The sequence below is a fragment of the Microbacterium gilvum genome, from assembly GCF_039543865.1.
Classification (GTDB): Bacteria; Actinomycetota; Actinomycetes; order Actinomycetales; family Microbacteriaceae; genus Microbacterium; species Microbacterium gilvum.
In genome coordinates, this window is sequence record NZ_BAABKO010000001.1 from 951,863 (window position 1) to 975,517 (window position 23,655).

Annotated in this window: 22 protein-coding genes, 1 tRNA gene and 1 pseudogene; 11 read left to right on the plus strand and 13 right to left on the minus strand. The window is 72.3% G+C overall.

The annotated features are described in order from the left end of the window. Positions 1-9 precede the first annotated feature (9 nt). Positions 10-693: an ABC transporter ATP-binding protein gene (locus ABD998_RS04825; protein ID WP_345436472.1), complete on the plus strand. Its 684-nt coding sequence runs from the start codon at positions 10-12 to the stop codon at positions 691-693. 278 nt (positions 694-971) lie between these two features. Here the strand turns inward: ABD998_RS04825 and ABD998_RS04830 are convergent, their stop codons facing one another. The 6 genes from ABD998_RS04830 to ABD998_RS04855 form a co-directional block, all read right to left on the minus strand. Beyond that, positions 972-2,519, minus strand: coding sequence for an FAD-dependent oxidoreductase (locus tag ABD998_RS04830; protein ID WP_345436474.1), 1,548 nt, complete (start codon positions 2,517-2,519; stop codon positions 972-974). Then, complete coding sequence (locus tag ABD998_RS04835) at positions 2,516-3,376, minus strand: FAD:protein FMN transferase (RefSeq protein WP_345436476.1); 861 nt, start codon at positions 3,374-3,376, stop codon at positions 2,516-2,518. The genes ABD998_RS04830 and ABD998_RS04835 overlap by 4 nt, the downstream gene beginning before the upstream one ends. 1 nt (position 3,377) lies before the next feature. Beyond that, entirely contained in the window at positions 3,378-3,851 is a 474-nt protein-coding gene (locus ABD998_RS04840; RefSeq protein ID WP_345436478.1) for a hypothetical protein, read from the minus strand. Positions 3,852-3,948: 97 nt separating this feature from the next. Continuing rightward, positions 3,949-4,983, minus strand: coding sequence for a ribose-phosphate diphosphokinase (locus ABD998_RS04845; protein WP_345436480.1), 1,035 nt, complete (start codon positions 4,981-4,983; stop codon positions 3,949-3,951). After that, a complete protein-coding gene (gene glmU / locus ABD998_RS04850) occupies positions 4,958-6,418 on the minus strand; it encodes a bifunctional UDP-N-acetylglucosamine diphosphorylase/glucosamine-1-phosphate N-acetyltransferase GlmU (protein WP_345436482.1) in 1,461 nt (486 codons plus the stop codon). The genes ABD998_RS04845 and glmU overlap by 26 nt, the downstream gene beginning before the upstream one ends. Positions 6,419-6,434: 16 nt before the next feature. After that, positions 6,435-6,506, minus strand: a tRNA-Gln gene (locus ABD998_RS04855). A 77-nt stretch (positions 6,507-6,583) separates the two neighbouring features. On the opposite strand from ABD998_RS04855, the gene ABD998_RS04860 reads away from it, so the two are divergent. Continuing rightward, a complete protein-coding gene (locus ABD998_RS04860) occupies positions 6,584-7,087 on the plus strand; it encodes a MarR family winged helix-turn-helix transcriptional regulator (RefSeq protein ID WP_345436484.1) in 504 nt (167 codons plus the stop codon). Positions 7,088-7,202: 115 nt separating this feature from the next. Here the strand turns inward: ABD998_RS04860 and ABD998_RS04865 are convergent, their stop codons facing one another. Then, on the minus strand, positions 7,203-7,787 hold the full coding sequence (locus ABD998_RS04865; protein WP_345436486.1) for a GrpB family protein: 585 nt from the start codon (positions 7,785-7,787) through the stop codon (positions 7,203-7,205). Positions 7,788-7,846: 59 nt separating this feature from the next. Between ABD998_RS04865 and ABD998_RS17785 the strand changes: the two are divergent. Continuing rightward, positions 7,847-7,954: pseudogene (locus tag ABD998_RS17785) on the plus strand (nucleotidyltransferase domain-containing protein); the annotation flags it as partial. 158 nt (positions 7,955-8,112) lie between these two features. On the opposite strand, the gene ABD998_RS04870 reads toward ABD998_RS17785, so the two are convergent. Then, positions 8,113-9,966, minus strand: coding sequence for an HNH endonuclease signature motif containing protein (locus tag ABD998_RS04870; RefSeq protein ID WP_345436488.1), 1,854 nt, complete (start codon positions 9,964-9,966; stop codon positions 8,113-8,115). Between the two features lie 324 nt (positions 9,967-10,290). After that, entirely contained in the window at positions 10,291-10,854 is a 564-nt protein-coding gene (locus tag ABD998_RS04875; protein WP_345436490.1) for an alpha/beta fold hydrolase, read from the minus strand. 64 nt (positions 10,855-10,918) lie between these two features. Between ABD998_RS04875 and ABD998_RS04880 the strand changes: the two genes are divergently transcribed. The 5 genes from ABD998_RS04880 (at position 10,919) to ABD998_RS04900 (ending at position 15,021) form a co-directional block, all read left to right on the plus strand. Next, a complete protein-coding gene (locus tag ABD998_RS04880) occupies positions 10,919-11,770 on the plus strand; it encodes a hypothetical protein (protein WP_345436492.1) in 852 nt (283 codons plus the stop codon). A 127-nt stretch (positions 11,771-11,897) separates the two neighbouring features. Then, a complete protein-coding gene (locus ABD998_RS04885; RefSeq protein ID WP_345436494.1) occupies positions 11,898-13,115 on the plus strand; it encodes an acyltransferase family protein in 1,218 nt (405 codons plus the stop codon). A gap of 9 nt (positions 13,116-13,124) precedes the next feature. After that, positions 13,125-13,778, plus strand: coding sequence for a GNAT family N-acetyltransferase (locus ABD998_RS04890; RefSeq protein WP_345436496.1), 654 nt, complete (start codon positions 13,125-13,127; stop codon positions 13,776-13,778). Then, entirely contained in the window at positions 13,775-14,536 is a 762-nt protein-coding gene (locus ABD998_RS04895; protein WP_345436498.1) for a phosphotransferase, read from the plus strand. The genes ABD998_RS04890 and ABD998_RS04895 overlap by 4 nt, the downstream gene beginning before the upstream one ends. A 38-nt stretch (positions 14,537-14,574) precedes the next feature. Beyond that, positions 14,575-15,021, plus strand: coding sequence for a DoxX family protein (locus tag ABD998_RS04900; protein WP_345436500.1), 447 nt, complete (start codon positions 14,575-14,577; stop codon positions 15,019-15,021). A 4-nt stretch (positions 15,022-15,025) separates the two neighbouring features. Here ABD998_RS04900 and ABD998_RS04905 read toward each other — a convergent pair whose 3' ends face one another. Both ABD998_RS04905 and ABD998_RS04910 read right to left on the minus strand, forming a co-directional pair. Beyond that, positions 15,026-16,816: an ABC-F family ATP-binding cassette domain-containing protein gene (locus ABD998_RS04905; protein ID WP_345436502.1), complete on the minus strand. Its 1,791-nt coding sequence runs from the start codon at positions 16,814-16,816 to the stop codon at positions 15,026-15,028. A gap of 55 nt (positions 16,817-16,871) precedes the next feature. Beyond that, on the minus strand, positions 16,872-17,885 hold the full coding sequence (locus ABD998_RS04910; protein ID WP_345436504.1) for an iron-siderophore ABC transporter substrate-binding protein: 1,014 nt from the start codon (positions 17,883-17,885) through the stop codon (positions 16,872-16,874). 87 nt (positions 17,886-17,972) lie between these two features. Between ABD998_RS04910 and ABD998_RS04915 the strand changes: the two genes are divergently transcribed. The 3 genes from ABD998_RS04915 to ABD998_RS04925 are packed head-to-tail and all read left to right on the plus strand — an operon-like array spanning position 17,973 to position 20,856. Next, positions 17,973-18,974 (plus strand): FecCD family ABC transporter permease, encoded by a 1,002-nt coding sequence (locus ABD998_RS04915; protein WP_345436506.1) that lies wholly within the window; start codon positions 17,973-17,975, stop codon positions 18,972-18,974. 26 nt (positions 18,975-19,000) lie between these two features. Further along, on the plus strand, positions 19,001-20,068 hold the full coding sequence (locus ABD998_RS04920; protein WP_345436508.1) for a FecCD family ABC transporter permease: 1,068 nt from the start codon (positions 19,001-19,003) through the stop codon (positions 20,066-20,068). Further along, on the plus strand, positions 20,065-20,856 hold the full coding sequence (locus tag ABD998_RS04925; protein ID WP_345436510.1) for an ABC transporter ATP-binding protein: 792 nt from the start codon (positions 20,065-20,067) through the stop codon (positions 20,854-20,856). The genes ABD998_RS04920 and ABD998_RS04925 overlap by 4 nt, the downstream gene beginning before the upstream one ends. Positions 20,857-20,908: 52 nt before the next feature. Here ABD998_RS04925 and mmsB read toward each other — a convergent pair whose 3' ends face one another. After that, positions 20,909-22,129, minus strand: coding sequence for a multiple monosaccharide ABC transporter permease (mmsB, locus tag ABD998_RS04930; protein ID WP_345436512.1), 1,221 nt, complete (start codon positions 22,127-22,129; stop codon positions 20,909-20,911). Continuing rightward, positions 22,116-23,642, minus strand: coding sequence for a multiple monosaccharide ABC transporter ATP-binding protein (gene mmsA, locus ABD998_RS04935; protein WP_345436932.1), 1,527 nt, complete (start codon positions 23,640-23,642; stop codon positions 22,116-22,118). The genes mmsB and mmsA overlap by 14 nt, the downstream gene beginning before the upstream one ends. Positions 23,643-23,655 lie beyond the last annotated feature (13 nt).

A 23,655-nucleotide genomic window follows, 5' to 3' on the forward strand; every position in this document is an offset into this window, starting at 1 on the left:
GAGAACATCATGACCACGCTGTATGCGCTCGAGGGCGTCCAGAAGACCTACACCGCGAAGGGCCGGGAGGTCCGTGCGCTCAAGAACGTCGACCTCGAGATCGAGCAGGGCGACTTCGTCACCATCCAGGGCCCGACGGGCGGCGGCAAGTCGACGCTCCTGCAGCTCCTGGGCGCCCTCGACACGCCGACCAAGGGCGCGATCTCGATCGCGGGCGCCTCGCTCGGGGCGGCCTCGGCGAAGGATCTCGGAAGGCTGCGCGCCGGCGAGATCGGCTTCGTGTTCCAGGGCTTCAACCTGATCCCGACGCTCACCGCCAAGGAGAACGTCGCGATGGGGCTCGAGCCGCTCGGGCTCGCGAAGGACGAGCGCGACGCCCGGGTCGCCGAGGCGCTCGCGCACGTCGGGCTCTCCGAGCGCGCCGACCACCTGCCGACCGAGCTGTCGGGCGGCCAGCAGCAGCGCGTCGCCATCGCGCGGGCGATCGCGAAGCAGCCGAAGGTGCTGCTCGCCGACGAGCCGACGGGCAACCTCGACGAGCACACGCGCGACGAGATCATGGATCTGCTCGAGCGGCTCAACGCGGAGGGGCTCACGCTCATCCTCGTGACGCACGACTCGGCCGTCGCGCGCCGTGCGCGTCGCCGTCTGCGGCTCGACCACGGCACGGTGACCGACATCACCCGGCGCTGACCGCCCCCGCTCCGCCGCCCGGCGGCGCATCTCCTCTCGGGGGATGCGCCGCCGGGCTTCTCGTGTGGCCTAGTGTTGCTGCCCAGGCTCGTCGGCGGCGTCCATGCGGTTCACGGGCGCACGGACGGTTCGGCTGTCCAGTGCAGCGGGTCTCCCCGCGCGTTTCGGTGCCGGATGCGCACACGGGTCCGGCTGGCGCCGTGCGGTGCGTGTGCGGCACGCATCGTCGTGCGGCGAGTGCAGTGCCACGCGGATCACCGCACCGCGCAAGCGGGACCTCAGTACCCGGCGAAGGCGTCGGTCGTGAGCGAGCGGGCGCGCGCGAGCGCGGGCGCGAGATCCGCGATGAGCGCGGGCGGGCCCGAGACGTAGGCGCGCCGCGTCGCGAGGTCGGGCACGGCCTCCCCCAGGCCGTCAGCCGTGAGCCGGCCGCCGCCCCACCACGACCAGTGCGCGGGCAGCGCGGCGGGTTCGTCCGGCGTGCACACGACCGTGCGCACCCCGGTGTCCTCGAGCTCGGCGCGGTACGGGAGCTCCGCCGCGCTCGACGCCACGAGCACGAGCACGATGTCGCGCCGCTCTCCGGCGAGCTGCAGGTGGCGCAGCTGCGAGACGAACGGCGTCACGCCGATGCCCGCCGCGACCATGAGCACGGGTGCGTCGGTTGAACGCGGCAGCACGAAATCTCCCCAGACGCCCGTCACCGCGAGCACGTCGCCCTCCGCGGCCTCCGCGAGCGCGCGCTTGTAGCTCGACAGGGTCTCCGCTCGCCCCTCGCGGAACGCGATGCGGATCGTCGGCAGCTCCTCCGGCGCCGACGAGACCGAGAACTCGCGCCGTGTGCCGCGCGCGTCGGGCCGGCGATGCGGCACGTCGAGCTCGAGATACTGACCGGGCTCGAACGCGACAGGGCGCATCGCGGTGAACGAGAGCTCCTGCACGGTCGGCGTCAGCGCACGGCGTCGGGCGAGGGTGAGACGCACGGCGCCCCGCGCGGCGAAGGCGAACGCCACGAGGTTGCCGATGAGCAGGGCGCGCTCCTGGCCGAGCGTGACGATCCCGAGCGGGATGGGCCATCCCGCGAGCAGGCCGACGACGACGGCGACGAGGTACTGCTGGCGACGGCGCGGTGGCAGGGTGAGCGGCTCGGAGAGCATGAAGGCGCCGAGGAAGAGGTACGGCGACTGCACGATGACGCCCTGGAGGAGGGTCTCGAGCGGCGTGGAGGCGCCCGCGGCGAAGAGCTGCACGATCGCCCTCGTCGTGCCGAAGACGACGGCCACCGCGAGGAACAGCGCCACGACCCGGAGCTTCTCGGTGCGCCAGAGCACGAGCAGCGCGAGAAGCGCCAGCGGGGCGAAGAGAGCGGGTGTCCCCACCCACCACGCCGAGCCGCCGAGCGTCGACAGCGTCGCGACGGCGGCGCCGACCGCGGCCGGGTTCAGGATGTGCCTCCCGCGCCACACGATGAGGTACTTCGACAGCGCCGCGGCCGCCGCGGCGATCGCGGCGCCGGCGAGGGTCGGCACGTCGAGGCCCGGCCGCACGACGAAGAGCAGGATGCCCGAGGTGATGAGCGTCGACTCGACGCGCCACGGCGTGCCGATCACGTGATGCGCGATCGCGTCGACCGCTGAGCCGACGACGACGAGCACGGCGGCGGTCGCGACGAGCGCGCCCGGGGTGGGCAGCACGAGCCCGGCGAACGACAGGGCGAATGCGATGACGGCGAGCACGGCGAGCGCGAACAGCACGAGCCGGTACATCGAGAGGCGCCCGAGGACGCGCATGCCGCGCTGGTACGCCGCCGTGAGTGATCCGATCATGTGAAGATCTCCGCTCCTCCCCGCGTCATGCGGGCTCCGAGTGACCATTCTGCGCGTCCGTCCGACAGCACGCGCACCCACTCGACGTCGTGGGCATGGGCGAACGCGGGGCCGCCGTCGAAGAACAGGGCCGTCGCCGCGGCATCCGCCGTCATGGCCGTCGGCGCGATCGCCCACGTCGCGACGACGGTGCGCACGGGGAGGCCCGTGCGCGCGTCCAGCACATGATGCAGCCCGTCGCCCCATGCGCGGCGGTTGGCCGCCGACGCGCACAGCGCCTCGTCGGCGATCGTCACGACGCCGATCGCGCGTCGTGCGTCGTAGGGGTGCTCGAGCGCGATGCGCTGCCGCGGTCCCCGTGCGCGGATGTCGCCGCTCGCGTCGACGACCACGTCGCCCTCGATCATCCCGGCCACGATGTCGACGAGGCGGCCCTTGCCTACGGCGCCCACGTCGACGACGGCGGGTCCGCGCAGGCGCAGCCGCCCGCCATCCCACGCGAGCCGTTCGCGCCAGTCGGCGGGCGCCGGCTCCGCGTCGCCTGCGCGGAGCGAGTAGGCGCGGTCGTAGCCGAGGCGCTCGAGCGAGCCGCCCACGAGGGGGTTCACGGCGCCGTCCGTGGCGTCCGACAGCTCCGCGTAGAGCGCGAGCATGTCGGCGGCGTCGGCGGGGGCTGCGGTCTCCCCTCCCGCCTCGCCGAGACGGGACACGACCGAGTCGGCGCGGAACCGCGACCAGTCCGCGTCGAACGCGGCGACGGCGCGGGCGATCCGCTCGCGCGCGCCGTCGCCGAGGGGCCGGGGCGTCTCGATCTCCCACGACGTGCCGATGGCGTCGAAGCGCCATGCGGCCGTCACGTCAGGCCGCCGCGTCCTGCATGATCTGCTCGATCGCGGCGTTGAAGCCGCCGCTTGTGAGGGAGGATCCCGCGACGCGGCTCACCGACAGCTCGTCGATGTCGATCCCCACGACCTCGTCGGCGATCCCGTCGATGAACTGCGACTGGTACCGCTGGCTCTCGGCGGCCTGCGGGTCGCCCGTCACCTCCACGGACGTGACGATGTCGTCCTCGAGCGTCACGGTGACGGTCACCGTCTCGACGGACTCGGGCGTCTGGTACGAGCCCTCGGCCGTGTAGGTGCCGTCGACGTAAGACGAGTCCGTGCCGGACGTCTCGGTGCTCTCGGCGGACTCCGTCGTCGACGTGTCGGTCGTGTCGGATGTCGCGGTGTCGTCGGTCGACGCTCCCACCGTCACGGCGCCGCAGCCGGCGAGGGCGATCATCCCGGCGACTCCCGCGAGGGCGGCGCCGGTGCGTGCGGATCGGATCATGTCGGTCCTCTCATCGGTGCCGCACTCCGCGGCCATGAGGCAACCTCACCATCGATCCATGCGGACCGGCGGTGGCCAGCCTATGAGTCCGCTGTGATCAGGCGGCGCCGTCGAACATGCTCGTGACGGATCCGTCGTCGAACACCTCACGGATGGCGCGAGCGAGGAGCGGGGCGGCCGACAGGACCGTGAGCTTCTCGAAGCGGCGCTCCTCGGGGATCGGCACGGTGTCGGTCACGACGACGCGGTCGATGGCGTCGTCCTGCAGGCGCTCGGTCGCGGGGTCGCTGAAGATCGCGTGCGTCGCGCCCACGATGACCTTCTTCGCGCCGTTCGCCTTGAGGGCCTGCGCGGCCTTCACGATCGTGCCCGCCGTGTCGATCATGTCGTCGACGAGCAGGCACGTCCGGCCCGCGACCTCGCCGACGATCTCGTGCACGGACACCTGGTTGGCGACCTTCGGGTCGCGCCGCTTGTGGATGATCGCGAGCGGCGCGTCGAGGCTGTCCGACCAGGTGTCGGCCACCCGGACGCGGCCCATGTCGGGCGAGACGACCGTGAGGGTCGCGCGCTCCTCGGGCGTGAGCGTCTCCCGGAAGTGCCCGAGCAGGACCGGCTTGGCGAACAGGTGGTCGACGGGGCCGTCGAAGAAGCCCTGGATCTGCGAGGCGTGCAGGTCGACGCTCATGATGCGGTCGGCGCCGGCCGTCGCGATGAGGTCGGTGACGAGGCGCGCCGAGATCGGCTCGCGGCCGCGGCCCTTCTTGTCCTGACGCGAGTAGGGGTAGTACGGCACGACGACGGTGACGCGCTTGGCCGACGCGCGCTTGAGCGCGTCGAGCATGATGAGCATCTCCATGAGCTCCTCGTTGACGTTCTGGTCGAACGACTGGATGAGGAACACGTCGGTGCCGCGCATCGAGACCTCGAAGCGCGTGTAGATCTCGCCCGAGGCGAAGGTGCGGTGCTCGGTCGGGGCGATCTCGATGCCGAGGTGCTCGCCTACCGCCTGCGCGAGCTCGGGGTGGGAGCGTCCGGCCACCACCACGAGGCGCTTCTTCGTCTTCGCGATGACGCCGGGGGCGATGCCCTTCGCGAGGTCGAGGTCAATGGTCTTCTTCGTGCGCGCCATCGGCTGCTTTCTCCACCGCTCCGGCCTTCGCCGCGGCTTCCGCCGCCGCTGAGCCCGCCCTGTTGGTCTCGACCCACCCCGCGATGTTCCGCTGAGGTGCCACGCTCAGAGCGAGGGCGCCTGCCGGCACATCCTTGCGGATGACCGCGCCCGCTCCCGTCTTCGCGCCGTCGCCCAGTCTAACCGGGGCGACGAAGACGTTGTGCGAGCCGGTGTGCACCTGGTCGCCGATGACGGTGCGGTGCTTGGCGACGTCGTCGTAGTTCGCCGTGATGGCGCCTGCTCCCAGGTTCACCCCGCGGCCGATCGTCGTGTCGCCGACGTACGACAGGTGCGGGACCTTGGACCCCTCGCCGACCGTGGAGTTCTTCACCTCGACGAATGTGCCGACCTTGGCGCCCTCTGCGAGCTCGGCGCCAGGGCGGAGGAACGCGAACGGGCCCACCGTGGCGCGCGGTCCGATGACGGCGAGGGTGGCGTCGGTGCGGCGCACGACGGCCTCCTCCCCCACCTCGCAGTCGACGAGCGATGTGTCGGGTCCGATCGTGGCACCCTCGCCGACGCTCGTGGCCCCGAGCACGAAGGTGTTCGGCAGCACCGTGACGTCGGGGGCGAGCGATGCCGTGTCGTCGATCCAGGTCGTCGCGGGGTCGAGGATGGTCGCGCCCTCGAGCTGCCAGCGGCGCACGACGCGGGCGTTGAGGATGGCCGCGGCCTCCGCGAGCTGGACGCGGTCGTTCACCCCGAGGGCGATGCGCGCGTCGGGGGCCGTCGTCGCGGCGACCGCCGCGCCGGCCTCGCGGAGCAGGCGGACGACATCGGTGAGGTACATCTCGCCCTGCGCGTTGTCGGTTCCGACCCGGGCGAGCTGGGCGCGCAGCGACGGGGCGCGGAAGACGTAGACGCCGGCGTTGATCTCGGCGACGGCGGCCTCCGCCTCGTCGGCGTCCTTCTGCTCGACGATGCGCGCCACGGTGCCGTCTGGGTCGCGGATGACGCGTCCGTAGCCGGTGGGGTCGTCGAGCGTCGCGCTGAGGATGGTCGCCTCGGCTCCCGTGCGCCGGTGCGCGTCGATGAGGGCGGCGAGGGTGTCGGCGTCGAGGAGGGGGACGTCGCCGCTCAGCACGAGGACGTCGCCTGCGAACGCGGTGGGCAGGGCTTCGACGGCGATCTGCACGGCGCGGCCCGTGCCGGGGATGTCGTCCTGGTCGACGGGCTCGACGCCCGGGAAGTCGGCGATCGCCTCGACGACGCGGTCGCGCTCGTGGCGCACGACGACGCGCGTCACGACGGCGTCGAGCTGCTGGGCCGTGTGGAGCACGTGCCCCACGAGCGGCCGGCCTCCGATGCGGTGCAGCACCTTCGGCAGCTTCGACTTCATCCGGGTCCCCTGGCCTGCCGCCAGGATGACGATCGCCAGCTCGGTCTGTGTCACGTCGTTCTCCGTCACGCTCCGCCACCAGGATTCGAACCTGGTCCTCACAGCTCCAAAGGCTGTCGTGCTGCCGTTACACCATGGCGGACCGCGGCCCGTCGGCCGCCCGTCAAGTCTGCCATGACCATCCGCTCGGGCCGGGGACCCATAGGAGATACTGGTCGGATGGCCACGGACACCGACGAAGTCGACCGGATCGTCGGCGCGTGGGCGACGCAGCGACCCGATCTCGACTTCTCGCCGATGGAGGTGCTCTCGCGCGTCGACCGGCTGTCTCGGCATCTCGATCGCGCTCGGCGGGAGGCGTTCAGCCGCACCGACATCGAGCCGTGGGAGTGGGACGTGCTGTCCGCCCTGCGACGGGCGGGCGCGCCTTACCAGCTCAGCCCGAAGCAGCTGCTGCTGCAGACGCTCGTGTCGAGCGGCACGATGACGAACCGCATCGACCGGCTCGTGACGCGCGGCTTCGTGCGGCGCGAGGCCGATCCGGCGGATGGCCGGAGCGTGCTCGTGACGCTGACGGACGACGGGCGCGTGCGCGTCGATGCCGCGATCACCCGGCTGATGGATGCGGAGGCGGAGCTGCTCGGACGACTGTCGGCGTCGGAACGCTCGCGGCTCGCGGCGCTGCTGCGTCGCCTGAGCCTGAGCTTCGACGGCGCCGGGTGATCACGCGGCTGCCGCGAGCAGGGCGGGCTGTGAGTACGTTCTTCCGCCGCAGATCACGCTGCTGACGCGGCACCGGATTGTCTTGCCGAGAAGCTCGCCTGGTACGACGCGCAGCTCAGCGCGCCGCCCACGCTGTGAAGGCTCCCTGCACCTCGTCGAAGAACGCGCTCTTCGCGCGTGTGTAGTCGTCGTAGTCGGGCTTGCCGGCGTTCTCCGCAGAGAGCTGCAGCTTGACGGCCTCGTAGCGGGCGCGGGCCTCCGGATTCGCGCGCAACCAGTCGCGGAACCACACCGTGTAGCGGCCCCACGGCGAGTCCATCCGCCGGATGTGAAGGATGGCCGGGACGTCGGCGCTCGTGAGGAGCCGCTTCTGCCAGACCTCGTCCGCGACGGGCTCGCCGCCGCGCGGGATGTCGCGGGTGACGCCGGGCGAGTCTGGTCGGGAGCCGAGGGCCATCCGGTACCCGAGCGGTTCGAGGCGGGCGGCGAGCGCGGCCTCGTCGGGCAGCGGATCGATGCGAACCTGGAGGTCGATGAACGGCTTGGCGCGGAGGCCGGGGACGGAGGTCGAGCCGATGTGGTCGAACTCCGCGGGGCCGAGTCCGTCGAGCGCGGCCGAGATGCGCGCGAGCTCGCCGGCGGCGGTGATCGGCCATGCGGGGTCGTGCGGATGGAGCTCGGCGGGGTTCGGCGACGGCATGCTGCGGACCCTAGCGCGCATCGCCTGTCGGCATGCTCGACGACGCGCGTCTCACGGCGATGGCCGAGGAGATCGCCGGCGTGCCCGAGGTGGTGGCGGTCTCGCTCGGCGGCAGTCGGGCACGGGGCACTCACCGCCCCGATTCGGACGTCGATCTCGGCGTCTACGACCGGGAGGACGCGCTCGATGTCGCTGGTCTCGCGGCGCTCGCGGGATCTTCTCGCGATGGTCGCCGCGGTGAGGGCGTTGCCACGACCGGTCGCCTGAGCGGCGCGCGCCGGCGCTGTGGCACGCCAGCTGCTCGGACGGCGAGGCGGTTCGATGCTCAGGCGCCGCGTCCCGCACCGCCCGCAAGCGGATGCTCGTCGGTCGTCTCCGGGTCGGGGTGCCATCCGGGTGGGGGCTGGTCGGTGAGGCCGTTCTCCCATTCGTGTCGCCACTGGTCGTCGAGGTCGGCCTGGGTGACGGGCGCGTATTCCCAATCCGGTATGCACGGGTGAGGTGGGTCTGGGGCGTGCGAGGCGGTGTGCGCGGTCTGCGGGGGTGGGTCGGTGGTGTACTCAAACCCGAGGGGGCTGGTCCAGACGATCACGCCGGGTTCGGGTTGTCGGATCTGCCAGGGGGTGTGGTGTCGGAGCTTGTGGTGTGCCGTGCAGAGGGCGGAGAGGTTGCCGGCGCAGGTGGGGCCGCCTCGTTCCCACTCCCGGGTGTGGTCCTTCTCGCACCGTGACGCAGGCTGCGGGCAGCCGGGGACACGGCAGGTCCCGTCGCGCAGCTCGATCAGCCGGCGGATCGCCGCGGTCGGGGTGTAGTGGTCGACCGTGTGGAGAGCACCGGTGTCGGGGTCCTGGAAGAGGCGTTCCCACCCGGGGGCGTCCTGCGCGAAACGTCGGGCGACATCTGGGGGGATGGGTCCGTATCCGGCGAGGAGGGCGGGGTCGTCGTCGAGGCCTGCGAGGGTGGTCGCGGCGATCGTGACCGCCACGGTGCCGCGGATCGCGGCGACCTTCTCGATCGACCCGTCGATCGTGTGGGTCGTGGGGGCGCCGGTGAGGAGGAGGTCGGTGGCGAGGTCCGCGCGGATCTGATCCCTCGTGCGGGCATCCCACACCCGCTCCACCGCCGCCGCGACCTGCTCCTCCGTAGGCCTCAACGGGAGGGCGGGGTCGTGGGGGTACCAGGTGCCGTCGTGGAACACCTCGACGTGCTCCCGCATCATCGAGCACCCCGGGAGGGTGGACCGGACGGTCCGCCGGGCACCGTTGCGCGGGCCACCCGCGGGGCCGTGGACGTCGGAGGTGTCGGGGCCGTGGGTGTCGGGGCCGTGGATGTGGGCGCTGTCGGGGTGGGTGGCGTCCCCGTTCGCGTCGACCGCGACACCGTCACCGTTGATCCGCATCCCGAACGCGTTCCGGCGGACAGGGCCGGCGGTCGCGGCCGTGCCCGCCGCTGAACGGTACTGCTCGTCCTGACCCGACCGCCGCTTCTCCTCCGCCGCGAGTCGCTTCTCTTCCGCGGCGATAGGTTTCGCGATGGTGGTGAGGCGGTCGTGGATGGCGGTGATCTTCGCGGCCTCATCGGTGAGGATGAACTCCGCCAGCCCGTCGTCGAGGGTCCGCACCCGGGTTCCTCTCCGGTCCAGGGCGCGCCGGTGCCGTTCGGGGAGGGGTGCCGGGTCGAGGACCCCGGCGAGGCTCTTCGCGAACACCCGCACCTGCCCCGGTGTCGCGTCCTCCGCGTACGTCACCGCACGCCGCGAGTACTCCTCCACGACCTCGGCCGGCAACCGTTCCCCGTGTTCGCGGATGATGTCCGCCTGACGACGCGTGATCACCTGACAACACAACGCATCCGCCACGATCGGGAACCGGTCGGTCAGGGCGAGGTCCTGCCGCAGCCTCGCTTCGACCTCACCCGGAGACAGATGCAACGCGGTGGCGAGTTCGAGGGCGATGGACCGCCACGGGAACCCGTATGCGGACGCGTCCTCGCACCGGGCGGTCTGCGCTTGCGCGACCCGCGCGGCCGCGGCGAACGCCCCCGCCTCCAGCCCATCGAGCCGCGCCCGATCCGCACGCACCTCCAGGATCAGGTCGCGCACGTTCCCGAGCGTGCGCACCTCCGCAGGGGTCGCCTCCCACGACGACCCTGCTGCGAACCTCGGCTTCCGCCCTGACATACACCCATCATCCAAGGCACCACCGACATTCGAACGAACGAACGAGACCATCCCGACCCCAAGGAGGTCACAGGATGGTCACGAAACGGACCGGGCAGCAGGGGAACGGTCGCCGCGTCTCGGCTCGCTCCGCGCGCTCACCAACCAGGGACGGCCAGGTGCGAGGGAACGTGACGGCATATCGGGTCACGGCGCTCGCTCAACGACCGGGAGGGGCCGCTGGGCGGGAGGCGCAACGAGAGAGGCGCGCGGGCGGGAGGGGAAGCTCGCGGCGTTTCGAGAAGACGACCGCGCGCCCACGCATGCTCGCCCGGTGCCGGGCCATCAGCCCGCGGAGAGCAGGTGCGCGACGACGCGCTCGACGACGCCCGCCTGCGAAAAAGCTGAAGCGCGCCATCCACCCTCCTCGAGACCGTGATCGGCGCCCGGCACCTCGATCGACAAAGCCTGCGTGCCTGCGACGGTCGAGGGCACCCAGCTCGGATCGGCACCTCCGCCGACCGCCAGATGATCGGACGATGCTCCGCGGAGAGCCGTCGCCACGCGCTCGTCAGTGAGGATGGGCGTGAGCCAAGCCGCGCGCACGCCGGTGCGGGCGAATCGCGGCAACGCGAAGGTGCCGAGGGACTTCGCGAGCACGACGACCGGCTCCGCCGGGAGTGCCTCGAGTGCCCGCGCCACGTGAGCGTCGACGAAGTCGTGCGGATCACCGACGCCCGCGGCCGCGTCGTCATGCCAGTCGACACCCCACAGCTCGTATCCCGATTCCCGGAGCGCAGCCGCCGACCACCAGAGCAGCGGCGCCTGAGCCGTGTAACCTGCCCCCGGCAGAACCAGGGCGACGGGGGCGCCGTCGCGCGGCGGTCCGAGACGTCGGATGGTCGTCATGGCGCGACGATAGCAACCCCGTGCGGCGCGGGCACGCGCCATACTGGCCGCGAGGGGGATGACCATGCGCAGACCGATCGCCGCGGCCGTTGTCCTCGTGTGCGCGGCCGCCCTCGTCGCCTGCAGCCCCTCGCCGGGTCCGCGCAGCGGATGCGACGACGACGTGCGCACGGCGGGCGACCCGGGCGACGCCGCGCCGCTGCTCGTCCTCGGCGACATGGGCTTCGCCCCGACGATCGTGTACGAAGACGGCGCCGTCGTCGTGCCACTCCAATCGGACGCCGCCGCGAGCGCAGGCGCGGGCGCGCGGGACACGCACGGCGCGCGCGGAGCGCACGGCGCGGGCGCGGCCATCCGTCCCCTCATGGCGCCCGGCTACACGGGGCCGCAACCCGGCGGGTTCGTCGGCGGGTCGCTCACGGCATGCCAGCTCGCGGCGGTCACCTCGCGCGCGGACGCCCTGTTCGCGCCGTCGGTCGATTTCGGGGAGCCGCTGGTCACCGACAGCGGCAGCACCGACGCCTCCTACCGCGGCCAGGCGGTCTCGGTGTACGCGTTCACGCGCGCCGATCCGACGCAGTGGGACGGACTCGCCCCCGGAGCACAGCGGGCACGGCAGGATCTCGCGGACCTCTGGGACCTCGTGGAGGGCGAAGCCCGGCTGGACGACGTCCTCCCGATAACGCGGCTGCACGTGCGGGTCCTCGTCGACGTCGACGACGACGAGCTCGTCGACTGGCCGCTGTCGACGCCCCTCTCGGATCTCGTGCCCGACGGATGCGCCACGCTCGACGATCCCGAGGAGGTGGCGGCGCTCGTCGACCGGCTCGACGACGACCATCCGCTGCTCGAGACCGCGGCCCACCGCCTCGCGATCCTCGCCGCCGCGCCGGGCTCGCCCGCCTGCGACCCGTAGCGCCCGGTTCCCCGGGATCGCCGTGCTTCGGAAGCCCGTGCCTCGGGACGCCGGTGCCCCGGGACGGTCCCCGGGGACATCCCGTACGCGTCGCCGGCCGGTAACACGCCTCTGACAGCATGCCCGCGTGACCGAGACCAACGCGAACGAGACCAACGCGAACGAGACCAGCGAGACCGAGACGAACGCGACCGAGACCAGGCGACCGACGTTCGAGTTCGCCGACGGCATCCGCGCCGTCGCGGCGCTGTGCGTCGCGCTCCTGCACGCGACGACGTTCACCGGTCGCTCCGGCGACGTCGAGGAGGCGCTCCCGGTCGTGGCGAGGGTCGCCGAGCTCGGCCACTACGCCGTCCCGGTCTTCATCGTGCTGTCGGGGTACGTGCTCATGATCCCGGCGGCGCGCAGCGACGGCTACCGTCTGCGCGGAGGGTTCCGCCGCTACATCGGGCGGCGCGCGCGGCGCATCCTGCCGCCCTACTACGCGTCGCTCGCTCTCTTCCTCCTCCTCATCGCGCTCGTGCCGCTGCTCCAGAATCGCGCCGGCACGGCATGGGACAACAAGATCCCGGTCACGGTCGAAGGCGTCGTGTCCCATCTGCTGCTCGTGCACAATGTGAGCCCGGCGTGGATCTACCAGATCAACGGGCCGGCATGGTCGGTCGCGACCGAGTGGCAGATCTACTTCCTCCTGCCGCTCGTGCTGCTGCCGCTGTGCCGCTGGATCACCCCGTGGGGGATGCTCGCGATCGCGCTCGCACTCGGCCCCGCCCTGACCCTCCTCGTGCCCCGCACGGCATCGGCGAGCTTCTGGTTCATCGGCCTCTTCGCGCTCGGGATGATCGCCGCCCTCCTGACGGTGCGCGGCACGCGCGTCGCGCCCGCCTGGTTCGGATGGGCGGCGCTCACGGGCATCCTCGCCGGGGCCTGCTGGATGCTCGCCGGCCCGCCCACGAGCCTGCTCGCGCGCATCGCCGCCGACACGCTCGTCGGCGCCGGGGTCGCGGCGGGTCTCGTCGCGCTCGGACGCTCGTCGATCGACGGGCAAACGACCGCGGTGCGGCGTGTCTTCGAGTGGCGCCCGCTCGTCGCCACGGGCACGTGGTCGTACAGCATCTACCTCATCCACTCTCCTCTGCTCGGGCTCGCCAACCTGCTCCTCCTGCCCCTCGCGCTCCCGACCGCCGCGCACTGGCTCACCATGGTGTTGGGGGCTCTCCCGGTCGCGCTCGGCGTCTCGTACCTCTTCTTCCAGCTCGTCGAGCGCCACTTCACGACGAGCCACCAGAGACGCGAGCTCGCCGCGGGCGACCGGGCACCGGATGCGCCTCCCCTTCGGGCGTAGCCTGACCGGATGAGCCTCGAGACCCTCTGGCCGCTCTTCGCCCTCGAACTCGCGACTCCGCGCCTGCGCCTGCGCGTCCTGCGCGACGACGATCTCGCTCCGCTCGCCGATGCGGCCATCGCCGGCATCCACGACCGCGACCGCACGCCGTTCCAGACTCCGTGGGCCGACGCCGAGCCCGCCGCACTGCGCCGCGAGTTCGCGCGCTTCCACTGGGGTCGCCGCGCGCGGATCTCCCCCGGCTCCTGGGGCCTGAGCTTCGCCGTCCACGCGGATGGCGCGCCCGTCGGCATCCAGGACCTCGATGCCGACGACTTCGCCGCGCTTCGCACCGTCCACACGGGATCGTGGCTCACGCGGTCGGCGCAGGGGCGGGGCATCGGCACCGAGATGCGTGCCGCGGTGCTCCTGTTCGCGTTCGACGTGCTCGGGGCCGAGTGGGCCGTGTCGGGCGCCGCGAGCTGGAACGCGGCGTCGCTCGGCGTCTCGCGCCGGCTCGGCTACCGCGACAACGGCGTCACGCGCGTGCACCCGCGACCGGGGCAGGTCGACGACATGATCGGCCTGCGGCTCGCGGCCGAGGAGTTCGCGCGCCCCGCCTGGCCGCTGCGGATCGACGGCGCCGAGGCGGCGCGGCACAGCCTGGTCGGCGAGCCGGCGTGAGCGACGAGGAGATCCTCTCCGGCGGCAACATGGAGCCGGTCGTGCGCCTGGGCGACACCGTGCGCCGTGTCGCCGGGCCGTGGACGCCCGCCGTGCACGACCTCCTGGTGGCGTGCGCGCGGGCGGGGATCGCCTCCGTGCCGCGCCCGCTCGGGAGAGACGATCAGGGTCGCGAGATCCTCTCGTACGTCGACGGGCGGATGATGAGCGGGCTGCCTCCGGGCGAGATGTGGCGGCCGGAGCTCCTGACGTCCGCGGCGATCCTCCTCCGACGGATCCATGACGCCAGCATGCCGCTCGTCGCGTCGCGCCGGCCCTGGCGGCAGCCCGCGCGCGAGCCGGCCGAGGTGATCTGCCACAACGACTTCGCGCCGTACAACCTCGTCGTGTCGAACGACGGCAGCGTCGGCGCGATCGACTTCGACATGGCCTCCCCTGGCTCTCGCGTGTGGGATGTCGCGTACCTCGCCTACCGCCTCGCCCCGTTCGCCGAGGACGCGCCCGGATACGACGTCGCGAGGGACGGCTCCCGCGAGGCGCGCGTCGCCGCGCTCGTCGCGGCGTACGGCGGGTCCTGGGCGCACGACGACATCCGTGCCGAAGCCGCCTGTCGGCTCGACGCGCTCGCCGCCTTCACCGACGATCGCGCCGAGTCGACCGGGCGAGCGGACTTCGTCTCCCACGCCGCGATGTACCGACGCGACGCCGCGCGCCTCCGACGACCCCGCTCCCAGGATCCGTTCACTGAGGGTGCCTAGCGTCGACCCTCCGAACCGGACCGATGAACGGAGACCTCATGCCCCCGCTCACCCAGCGCTTCCCCCTCGCCGGCGACCTCGGACTGCTCGTGCTGCGCATCGCCCTCGGCGTCGTGATGATCGCCCACGGCGCGCAGAAGCTCTTCGCGTTCACACTCGCGGGCACGACCGAGAGCTTCGAGGCGATGGGGATGCCCCTCGCCTCCGTCACGGCGCCCCTCGCGATCGCCATCGAGCTCCTGGGCGGCGCCGCCATCCTGCTCGGAGCCGCCGCTCCCGTCGCGGGCGGGCTCATCGCCGCGCAGATGCTCGTCGCCACGGCGCTCGTGCATATGCCCTACGGCGTCTTCGTGGCCGACGGGGGCTGGGAGCTGACGGCGCTGCTCGGAGCGTCCGCGCTCGCGGTCGCCCTCGTCGGCGCCGGCCGCTTCAGCCTCGACGCCGTCATCGCGGCCCGCCGGACGCCCGCCGCCGCTGCGGCGTGACGTCTCAGCCGATCTGCTCGGACAGCTCCAGCCAGCGCTCCTCGAGCGCGGCGGTCTGCTCCTCGAGCGCACGGATCTCCGCGGTCAGCGCGCCGAGCCCCGCGTAGTCGCTCTGATCGTGCGCGGCCATCCGATCGTGCACGGTCGCGATGTCAGCCGCGAGCTTCTCGAGCTTGCGCTCGGCGGCCGCGAGCTCCTTCTGCGCGGCACGCAGCTCGGCGCCCGACAGGCCCGCCGCCGCCGCGGGGGCGGATGGCGCGGGCGCCGACGGCGCGTCGTCCTGCGCGGCCCGCAGGCGCAGGTACTCGTCCACCCCGCCCGGCAGGTGCCGCAGGCGCCGGTCGAGGATCGCGTACTGCTGGTCGGTCACACGCTCGAGGAAGTATCGGTCATGCGACACGACGAGGAGCGTGCCGGCCCACTCGTCGAGCAGGTCCTCCATGGCCGCGAGCATGTCGGTGTCGAGGTCGTTCGTCGGCTCGTCCAGGATCAGCACGTTCGGCTGGTCGAGCAGCACGAGAAGCAGCTGCAGACGGCGCTTCTGTCCGCCCGAGAGGTCCTTCACGGGCGTCGACAGCTGCGCCGACGAGAAGCCCATCCGCTCGAGCAGCTGGCCGGGGGTCAGCTCCGACGCCTTCGACCCCGCGCCGAACGTGTAGCTCGTGCGGAGACCCGAGATGACGACGCGGACGGGGTCGTCGAGGTGGGGGTCGAGTTCGTCCATCCGCTGCGTGAGGGTCGCGACCTTGACGGTCGTGCCGCGCTTGACGCGCCCGGATGTCGGCTCGACCGTGCCCGAGACGAGCCCGAGCAGCGTCGACTTGCCGGCGCCGTTGACGCCGAGGATGCCCGTGCGCTCGCCGGGCGCGATGCGCCACTCCACGTCGCGGATGATCTCGCGGTCGCCGTACGCGACGCCCGCATCGAGCAGGTCGACGACGTCCTTGCCGAGCCGCGAGACGGCGAGCGACTGCAGCGCCACGCGGTTGCGGATCTCGGGCACGTCGGCGATGAGCTCGTTCGCGGCGTCGATGCGGAACTTCGGCTTCGAGGTGCGCGCCGGTGCGCCGCGGCGCAGCCAGGCGAGCTCCTTGCGCGCGAGGTTCTGACGGCGCTGCTCGATGGCGGCCGCCTGCCGGTCGCGCTCGACGCGCTGCAGGATGTAGGCCGCGTACCCGCCCTCGAAGGGCTCCACGATGCGGTCGTGCACCTCCCACGTGGCCGTGCAGACCTCGTCGAGGAACCACCGGTCGTGCGTGACGACGAGAAGTCCCCCGGCGTTCGCCGGCCACCGCTTCTTCAGGTGCGCCGCGAGCCAGGAGATCGACTCGACGTCGAGGTGGTTGGTGGGCTCGTCGAGCGCGAGCACATCCCAGTCGCCCGCGAGCAGGCGGGCGAGAGCGACACGGCGGCGCTGGCCGCCCGAGAGCGAGCCGATCCGCGCGTTCCAGTCGAGGCCGCTGAGGAGGCCGGCGATGACGTCGCGGATGCGCGCCTCGCCCGCCCACTCGTGCTCGGGTGCGTCGCCCACGACCGCGTGGCCGACGGTGTCGTCGTCGGCGAGCACATCCTGCTGGTCGAGCACGCCCATCGTGACGCCGCCGCGCACCGTGACCCGCCCGCCGTCCGGCTGGAGACGACCCGCGAGCATCGCCAGCAGCGAGCTCTTGCCGTCGCCGTTGCGGCCCACGATGCCGATGCGGTCGCCCTCGTTCACGCCGAGCGTGACGGAGTCGAAGACGATGCGGGTGGGGAACTCGAGATGCAGGGCCTCGGCCCCGAGAAGATGCGCCATGTCCCTACCAGGGTAGGCGACGCGCGCCCGCGCGGGCGCGCGTCGCCTGCCCGCCTCAGCCCTCCAGGAGCGGGTCGACGCCGAAGTGCTCGGCGAGGGTGGAGACCACCTCGTGCGCGCCCTGGATCGACACCGAGGCGAGGAAGACCGCGTCGTCGACCGCGAGCTGCTCGCCCTCCAGCCGCTCCCACAGGGGGTTCGACTCGAACTGCTCCCGCTGCGCTCGCGAGGCGTCGCCCTCCGACCCCTCGGGCTCCCACGAGCTCACGAGCACGAGCCCCGCGTCGACGTCGAGGATCTGCTCCTGCGAGATCGGCACGAAGATCGACTCGGTCGTGTCGGGCGCGCTCTCGGGCCGCGGGATGCCCATGTCCGCGAGGATCTCGCCGATGAACGAGTCGCTCGAGTACAGGCGGGCGGTGTCCTCGCCCGCGAACCGGACGAGGGTCGCGGTGAGGTCGGGCTGCGCCTCGAGGATCTCAGCGCCGACGGCGGCGGCGCGCTCCTCGTAGGCGGCGACGGCCTCCTCGGCCTGCTCCTCCTTGCCGAGCGCCTCGCCGAGGAGCACGACGTTCTCGCGCCACGTCGGCCCCGTGCTCTCCGAGAAGACGGTCGGCGCGATCTGGGAGAGCTGGGGGTACAGCGCCTCCTGACGGACCTTGGCCGACACGATGAGGTCGGGCTCGAGCGCGAGGATCGCCTCGAGATCGGGCTCGGCGATCGTGCCGACGCTCACGGCGTCGCCAGCGAGCGCGCTCACGTCGCCGAGGTAGGGGGCGAACGGCTGCTCGGGGTCCTGGCGGTAGTCGGCGTAGCCGACGAGCTCGGCACCCAGCAGCAGGGTGGCGTCGACGTAGCTCGGGTCGAGTGCGACGACGCGCAGCGGCTGCTCGTCGATGGTCGTCTCGCCCATGGCGTGCTCGATCGTGACGGGGAACGCGGCGGCCGTGTCGGCGGCCGCCGCCGTCTCGGCGGGAGCCGCGGCCCCGTCGGCGGGCGCACAGGCGACGAGCAGGCCGGCGGTGAGGCCGAGCAGGCCGAGGGCGGCGGATGGGCGCAGGAGAGTCATGCGGATCCTCTGTGGGGGGGTGGTGGGACGGTGCCGGTCACCGGGATTCGGCAACCTGCGAAGGTGAGACTAACCTAAGACCCAGCTATGTCCCGTCCTGCCGCCGCGCGACCGCGCACCGTCCTCCTCTGCGCCCTCGCCCTCGTGGCGGCGCTGCTCGTGAGCCTCGCGGTCGGCGGCCGCCCGACGTCGCCCGCCGAGGTCGTCGGAGCCCTGTTCGCCCCGACCGGCACGGACGCCGACGTGACGATCCTCGGCCTCCGGCTCCCCCGCACCGTGCTCGGCCTCGTGGTCGGAGCGTGCCTCGGGGTGGCGGGCGTGCTCGCACAGGGGCACACGCGCAACCCCGTCGCCGACCCCGGGCTGCTCGGCATCTACCAGGGCGCCGCCCTCGCTGTGGTCGCCGTGACCGCGGCCGGCGCGAACCCGCCCGCCTTCGTCCTCGCGCTGTGCGCCTTCGGCGGCGCGCTCGTCGTGGCGCTGCTCGTCTTCGGAATCGCGCGCGTGGCGCCGGGGCGCGAAGGCACGCTCTCCTTTGTGCTCGCAGGCGTCGCGATCTCCGCGCTCGCCTCGTCCCTCGTCACCGCGATCTCGCTTCTCGACCTGCAGGCGCTCGACCAGCTGCGCTTCTGGCAGGTCGGCTCGCTCGCGTCCCGCAGCGGAGCGCTCGCCTCGGTGTGGCCGCTCGTCGCGGCGGGCATGATCCTCGCCGCCGTCAACACCCGCGCGCTGAACGCCCTCGCGCTCGGAGACGACGCCGCCTCCGCGCTCGGCCAGGCGCCGTGGCGCGCCCGCACGGTCGGGATCGCGGCCATCGCGCTGCTGGGCGGCGCGGCGGTCGCCCTCGCGGGCCCGATCGCGTTCGCGGGCCTCATCGTGCCGCACCTCGCCCGCCGCCTCGTCGGCCCCGACTACCGGTGGCAGCTGCCCGCCGCCGCGCTGCTGGGCCCCGCCGTCGTGCTCGTCGCCGACACGATCGGCCGCGTCGTCGCCCGCCCCGGGGAGATCTCCGTCACCGTCGTGCTCGCCGTCGTCGGCGCCCCGCTCTTCGTCGCCATCGCCCGCTCCCGCCGGACGGTGGCCCTGTGAGCCGGCGTCCGGTGAGCCGGCGTCCGGTGAGCCGGCGCCCGCCTGTGCGCCCCGCGCGCCTCGGCCCGTTCTCGACCCTGCTGCGCCCCCGGGCGATCGCGACGACGGCCGTGCTGGCGCTCCTCGCCCTCGCGGCCTTCGCCGTCCACCTCTCCGTCGGCACCACGGTCATCCCCGTCGACGAGCTCCTCCGCGCGCTCGTCGGACGGGCATCCGACGACGCCACGGAGCTCATCGTGCAGGGGTTCCGCCTTCCGAGGGCGACCGCGGCGCTCACGGCGGGCCTCGCCCTCGGGATGGCGGGCGCCCTCACGCAGACGATCGCGCGGAATCCGCTCGCGAGCCCCGACATCCTCGGCGTCACGTCGACGGCAGCGCTCGGCGCGGTGGCCGTCCTCGTCCTCGCCGGTGGCGCGAGCGGAGGAGCGAGCGGCGTCGCGGCATCGGTGCTCATGCCCGCCGCCGCGCTCGCGGGCGGCGTCGCCGCCGGGGCCGTCACCGCGGCGCTCGGATGGCGCGGCGGCATCGACCTCCACCGCACCGTGCTGGCGGGGATCGGCGTCTCGTGGCTCGCGACGAGCCTCACGACCTGGCTCCTCACGCTCGGAGACGTGACGAATGCGGCCATCGCGCTGACGTGGATGAGCGGATCGCTCAACGGCCGCGAGTGGAGCGCCATCGCCCCGAGCGTCGTCGCCATCGCCCTGCTGCTCGTGGCCGCGTCCGGCCTCGCGCACGCCCTCGCGCTGACGGCGTTCGACGACCAGACGGCCGTCGGAATCGGCGTGCGGCTCGGGCCGGTCCGGCTCGCCGCGCTCGCGACGGCCGTCCTGCTCGCCTCGTTCGCGGCGCTCGTCGCCGGCCCGATCTCCTTCGTTGCCCTCGCCGCTGCGCAGATCGCCCGCCTCGCGGCACGCACGCCGACTCCCCCGCTCTGGGCGAGCGCCCTCGTCGGCGCGACGATGCTGCTGACCGCGGATCTCGCCGCCTCCCGGCTGTTCCCCCTGCCCCTGCCCGCGGGCGTCGGCACCGCTCTCGTCGGCGTGCCCTACCTGCTGTGGCTCATCATCCGAGGACGAAGGAGGATCGCGTGACGCCCGCGCGCCTGGAAGCCGTCTCGCTGTCGCTCGCGTACGACGGCCGCACCATCATCGACGGCCTCGACCTGGCCGTCCCCGCGGGGCGCGTGACGGCGATCATCGGACCCAACGGCTGCGGCAAGTCGACGCTGCTGCGCGGCTTCGGGCGGCTCCTCGCCCCCGCGTCCGGGCAGGTGCTGCTCGATGGCTCGCCCGTCGACCGGATGGCGCATCGCGAGCTCGCGCGCCGGGTCGCCCTGCTGCCGCAGGCGCCGACCGCCCCCGCGGGGCTGACGGTGCTCGAGCTCGTGGCGCGCGGACGCACGCCGCACCAGCGCTGGTACGACCGCTTCTCGCGCGACGACGAGCGCATCGTGCGCGAGGCGCTCGCGGCGACGGGGCTCGCCGACCTCGCCGACGCGCCGCTCGACGAGCTGTCCGGCGGCCAGCGGCAGCGCGCGTGGATCTCGCTGACCCTCGCCCAGCAGACCGAGACCATCCTGCTCGACGAGCCGACGACATACCTCGACGTCGCGCACCAGCTCGAGGTGCTCGACCTCGTCCGCTCCCTCAACCGGGAGTCCGGCCGGACGATCGTCATGGTGCTGCACGACCTCTCGCTGGCCGCGCGCTACGCCGACTGGCTCGTGGCCCTGCGCGAGGGGGCCGTCGTCGCTGCCGGCGAACCGCGCGAGGTCGCCACCCCCGAGGTGCTCGAGCGGGTGTTCGGCATCCGCTCGGCGCTCGTCGCGGATCCCGACGGCGGCGCCCCGCACATCCTGCCGCTCGGGCTTCCGCACTGACGACGGAGGGCCGGGGAGTCGTCGACTCCCCGGCCCTCTCGGATGCCCGCGATCAGCTGGCGCGCGACCGGCGCTTGTTCCAGACGTCGAACGCCACCGCCAGCAGCAGCACGAGGCCCTTGATGAACTGCTGGTAGTCGGTGCCGATGCCGAGCAGCGACATGCCGTTGTTGAGCACGCCCATGATGAGACCGCCCGTGATGGCGCCGATGACGGTGCCGACACCGCCCTGGACGGCAGCCCCGCCGATGAACGCCGCCGCGATGGCGTCGAGCTCGAACAGGTTGCCCGCGCCGGGGCCGGCCGAGTTGAGGCGCCCCGTGAACACGAGGCCCGCGAGCGCGGCGAGCACGCCCATGTTGACGAAGAGGTAGAAGTCGACCTTCTTCGACTTGATGCCCGACAGGTCGGCCGCGTGGCGGTTGCCGCCGATCGCGTAGATGTGGCGCCCGAACACCGAGCGGTTCATGACGAGCGAGTACCCGAGGATGAGGACGCCCAGCACGATGAGCACGATGGGGGTTCCGCGCGACCCGTCGGCGATGCCGAGCAGGTACGTGAGGTACGCGATGAGCGCCGAGATGAAGACGAGCTTCACGTAGAACCACGAGGCGGGCTCGCTCTCGAGGCCGAGCTTCACGCGCTTGCCGCGCTCGCGCAGCGAGTTGCCGATGTAGAGCAGCAGCGCGAGGATGCCGAGGCCCACCGTGATCCACTCCGCGGGCGAGCTCGACGCGGGGAACAGCTGCGGGAACAGGTAGCCGCCGCCGAGCTGGCGGTACTCGGTCGGGAACGGCGTGATCTGCGTGTTGCCGAGCACGATCTGCGTGAGGCCGCGGAAGAGGAGCATGCCCGCGAGCGTCACGATGAACGCGGGGATGCCCACGTAGGCGACCCAGAACCCCTGCCAGGCTCCGACGGCGGCGCCGATGAGCAGCGAGACGATGATGCCCGCCCACCACGGCCATCCCCAGTGCACGATCATGACGCCGGACACGGCGCCGACGAACGCGGCGACCGAGCCCACCGACAGGTCGATGTGGCCGGCGATGATGATCATCACCATGCCGATCGCGAGGATGAGGATGTAGCTGTTCTGGACGATGATGTTCGACACGTTGCCGGCCGTCAGGAGACGGCCGCTCGTGACGATCTGGAAGAACAGCACGATCGCGATGAGCGCGAGGAAGATGCCGATCTGGCGGAGCCTCGAGGTCAGGAACGCGATCGCGTCGCGCACGGGCGACGGCGCGGGGGCGCTAGCTGAGGACATGGTCGGCTTCCTTCTCCTTGGTCATGAGCTGCATGAGCGACTCGGGCGTCGCCTGCGCGATGGGCAGTTCGCCCGTGATGTGCCCCTCCGAGATCGCGTAGATGCGGTCGCAGATGCCGAGCAGCTCCGGCAGCTCGGACGAGATGACGACGACGGCCTTGCCCTGTGCCGCGAGCTCGTTGATGAGGGTGTAGATCTCGTACTTGGCGCCGACGTCGATGCCGCGTGTCGGCTCGTCGAGGATGAGCACCTCCGGATCGGAGAACAGCCACTTGGAGAGGACGACCTTCTGCTGGTTGCCTCCCGAGAGCTTGCCGACCACGGACGCCACCGTGGGCGCCTTGATGTTCATGCTCTTGCGGTAGCGGTCGGCGACGACGTACTCCTCCTGCGCGTCGACCCATCCCCGACGCGCGAGCTTGCCGAGCGACGCGAGCGAGATGTTCCGCTTGATGTCGTCGATGAGATTGAGGCCGTAGACCTTGCGATCCTCGGTGGCGTACGCGATGCCCGCGTCGATCGCGTCGGCGACGGTGCGGGTGTTCACGGCCGTGCCGCGCACGGAGACGGTGCCCGAGATGTTCGCGCCGTACGAGCGGCCGAAGATGCTCATGGCGAGCTCGGTGCGGCCGGCGCCCATGAGGCCGGCGATGCCGACGACCTCGCCCGCCCGTGCGTGGAGGTTGGCGCCGTGGATGATCACGCGGCCGGGCTCCGTGGGATGGCTCACCCACCAGTCCTCGACGCGGAACACCTCCTCGCCGATGTCGACCGTGCGGTCGGGGTAGCGGTGCGCGAGATCGCGGCCGACCATCCCCTTGATGATGCGGTCCTCTGAGACGTCGTCGGCCTTGAGCTCGAGCGTCTCGATCGTGCGCCCGTCGCGGATGATCGTCACGCGATCGGCGATCGCCTTGATCTCGTTGAGCTTGTGGCTGATGATGATCGACGTGATCCCCTGCCCCTTGAGGTGGCGGATGAGGTCGAGCAGGTGGGCGGAGTCCTCGTCGTTGAGCGCGGCGGTCGGCTCGTCGAGGATGAGCAGCTTGACGCGCTTCGAGAGGGCCTTCGCGATCTCGACGAGCTGCTGCTTGCCAACGCCGATCTCGTTCACGGGCGTCGCCGGGTTGTCGCCCAGCCCGACGCGCGCGAGGAGCTTCGAGGCCTCGACGTTCGTCTCGTGCCAGTCGATGAACCCGTTCTTCTGCCGCTCGTTGCCGAGGAAGATGTTCTCGGCGATGGACAGGTAGGGGCTCAGCGCCAGCTCCTGGTGGATGATGACGACACCCGACTCCTCGGAGTCGCGGATGTCGCGGAACGAGGCGACCTCGCCCTCGAGGACGATGTCGCCCTCGTACGTGCCGTTCGGGTAGACGCCCGAGAGCACCTTCATGAGCGTCGACTTGCCGGCGCCGTTCTCGCCGCAGATGGCGTGGACGGTGCCCCGCTCGACCTCGAGCGTGACGTCCTGCAGTGCCTTGACGCCCGGGAACTCCTTGGTGATGCCGCGCATCTCGAGGATGGTG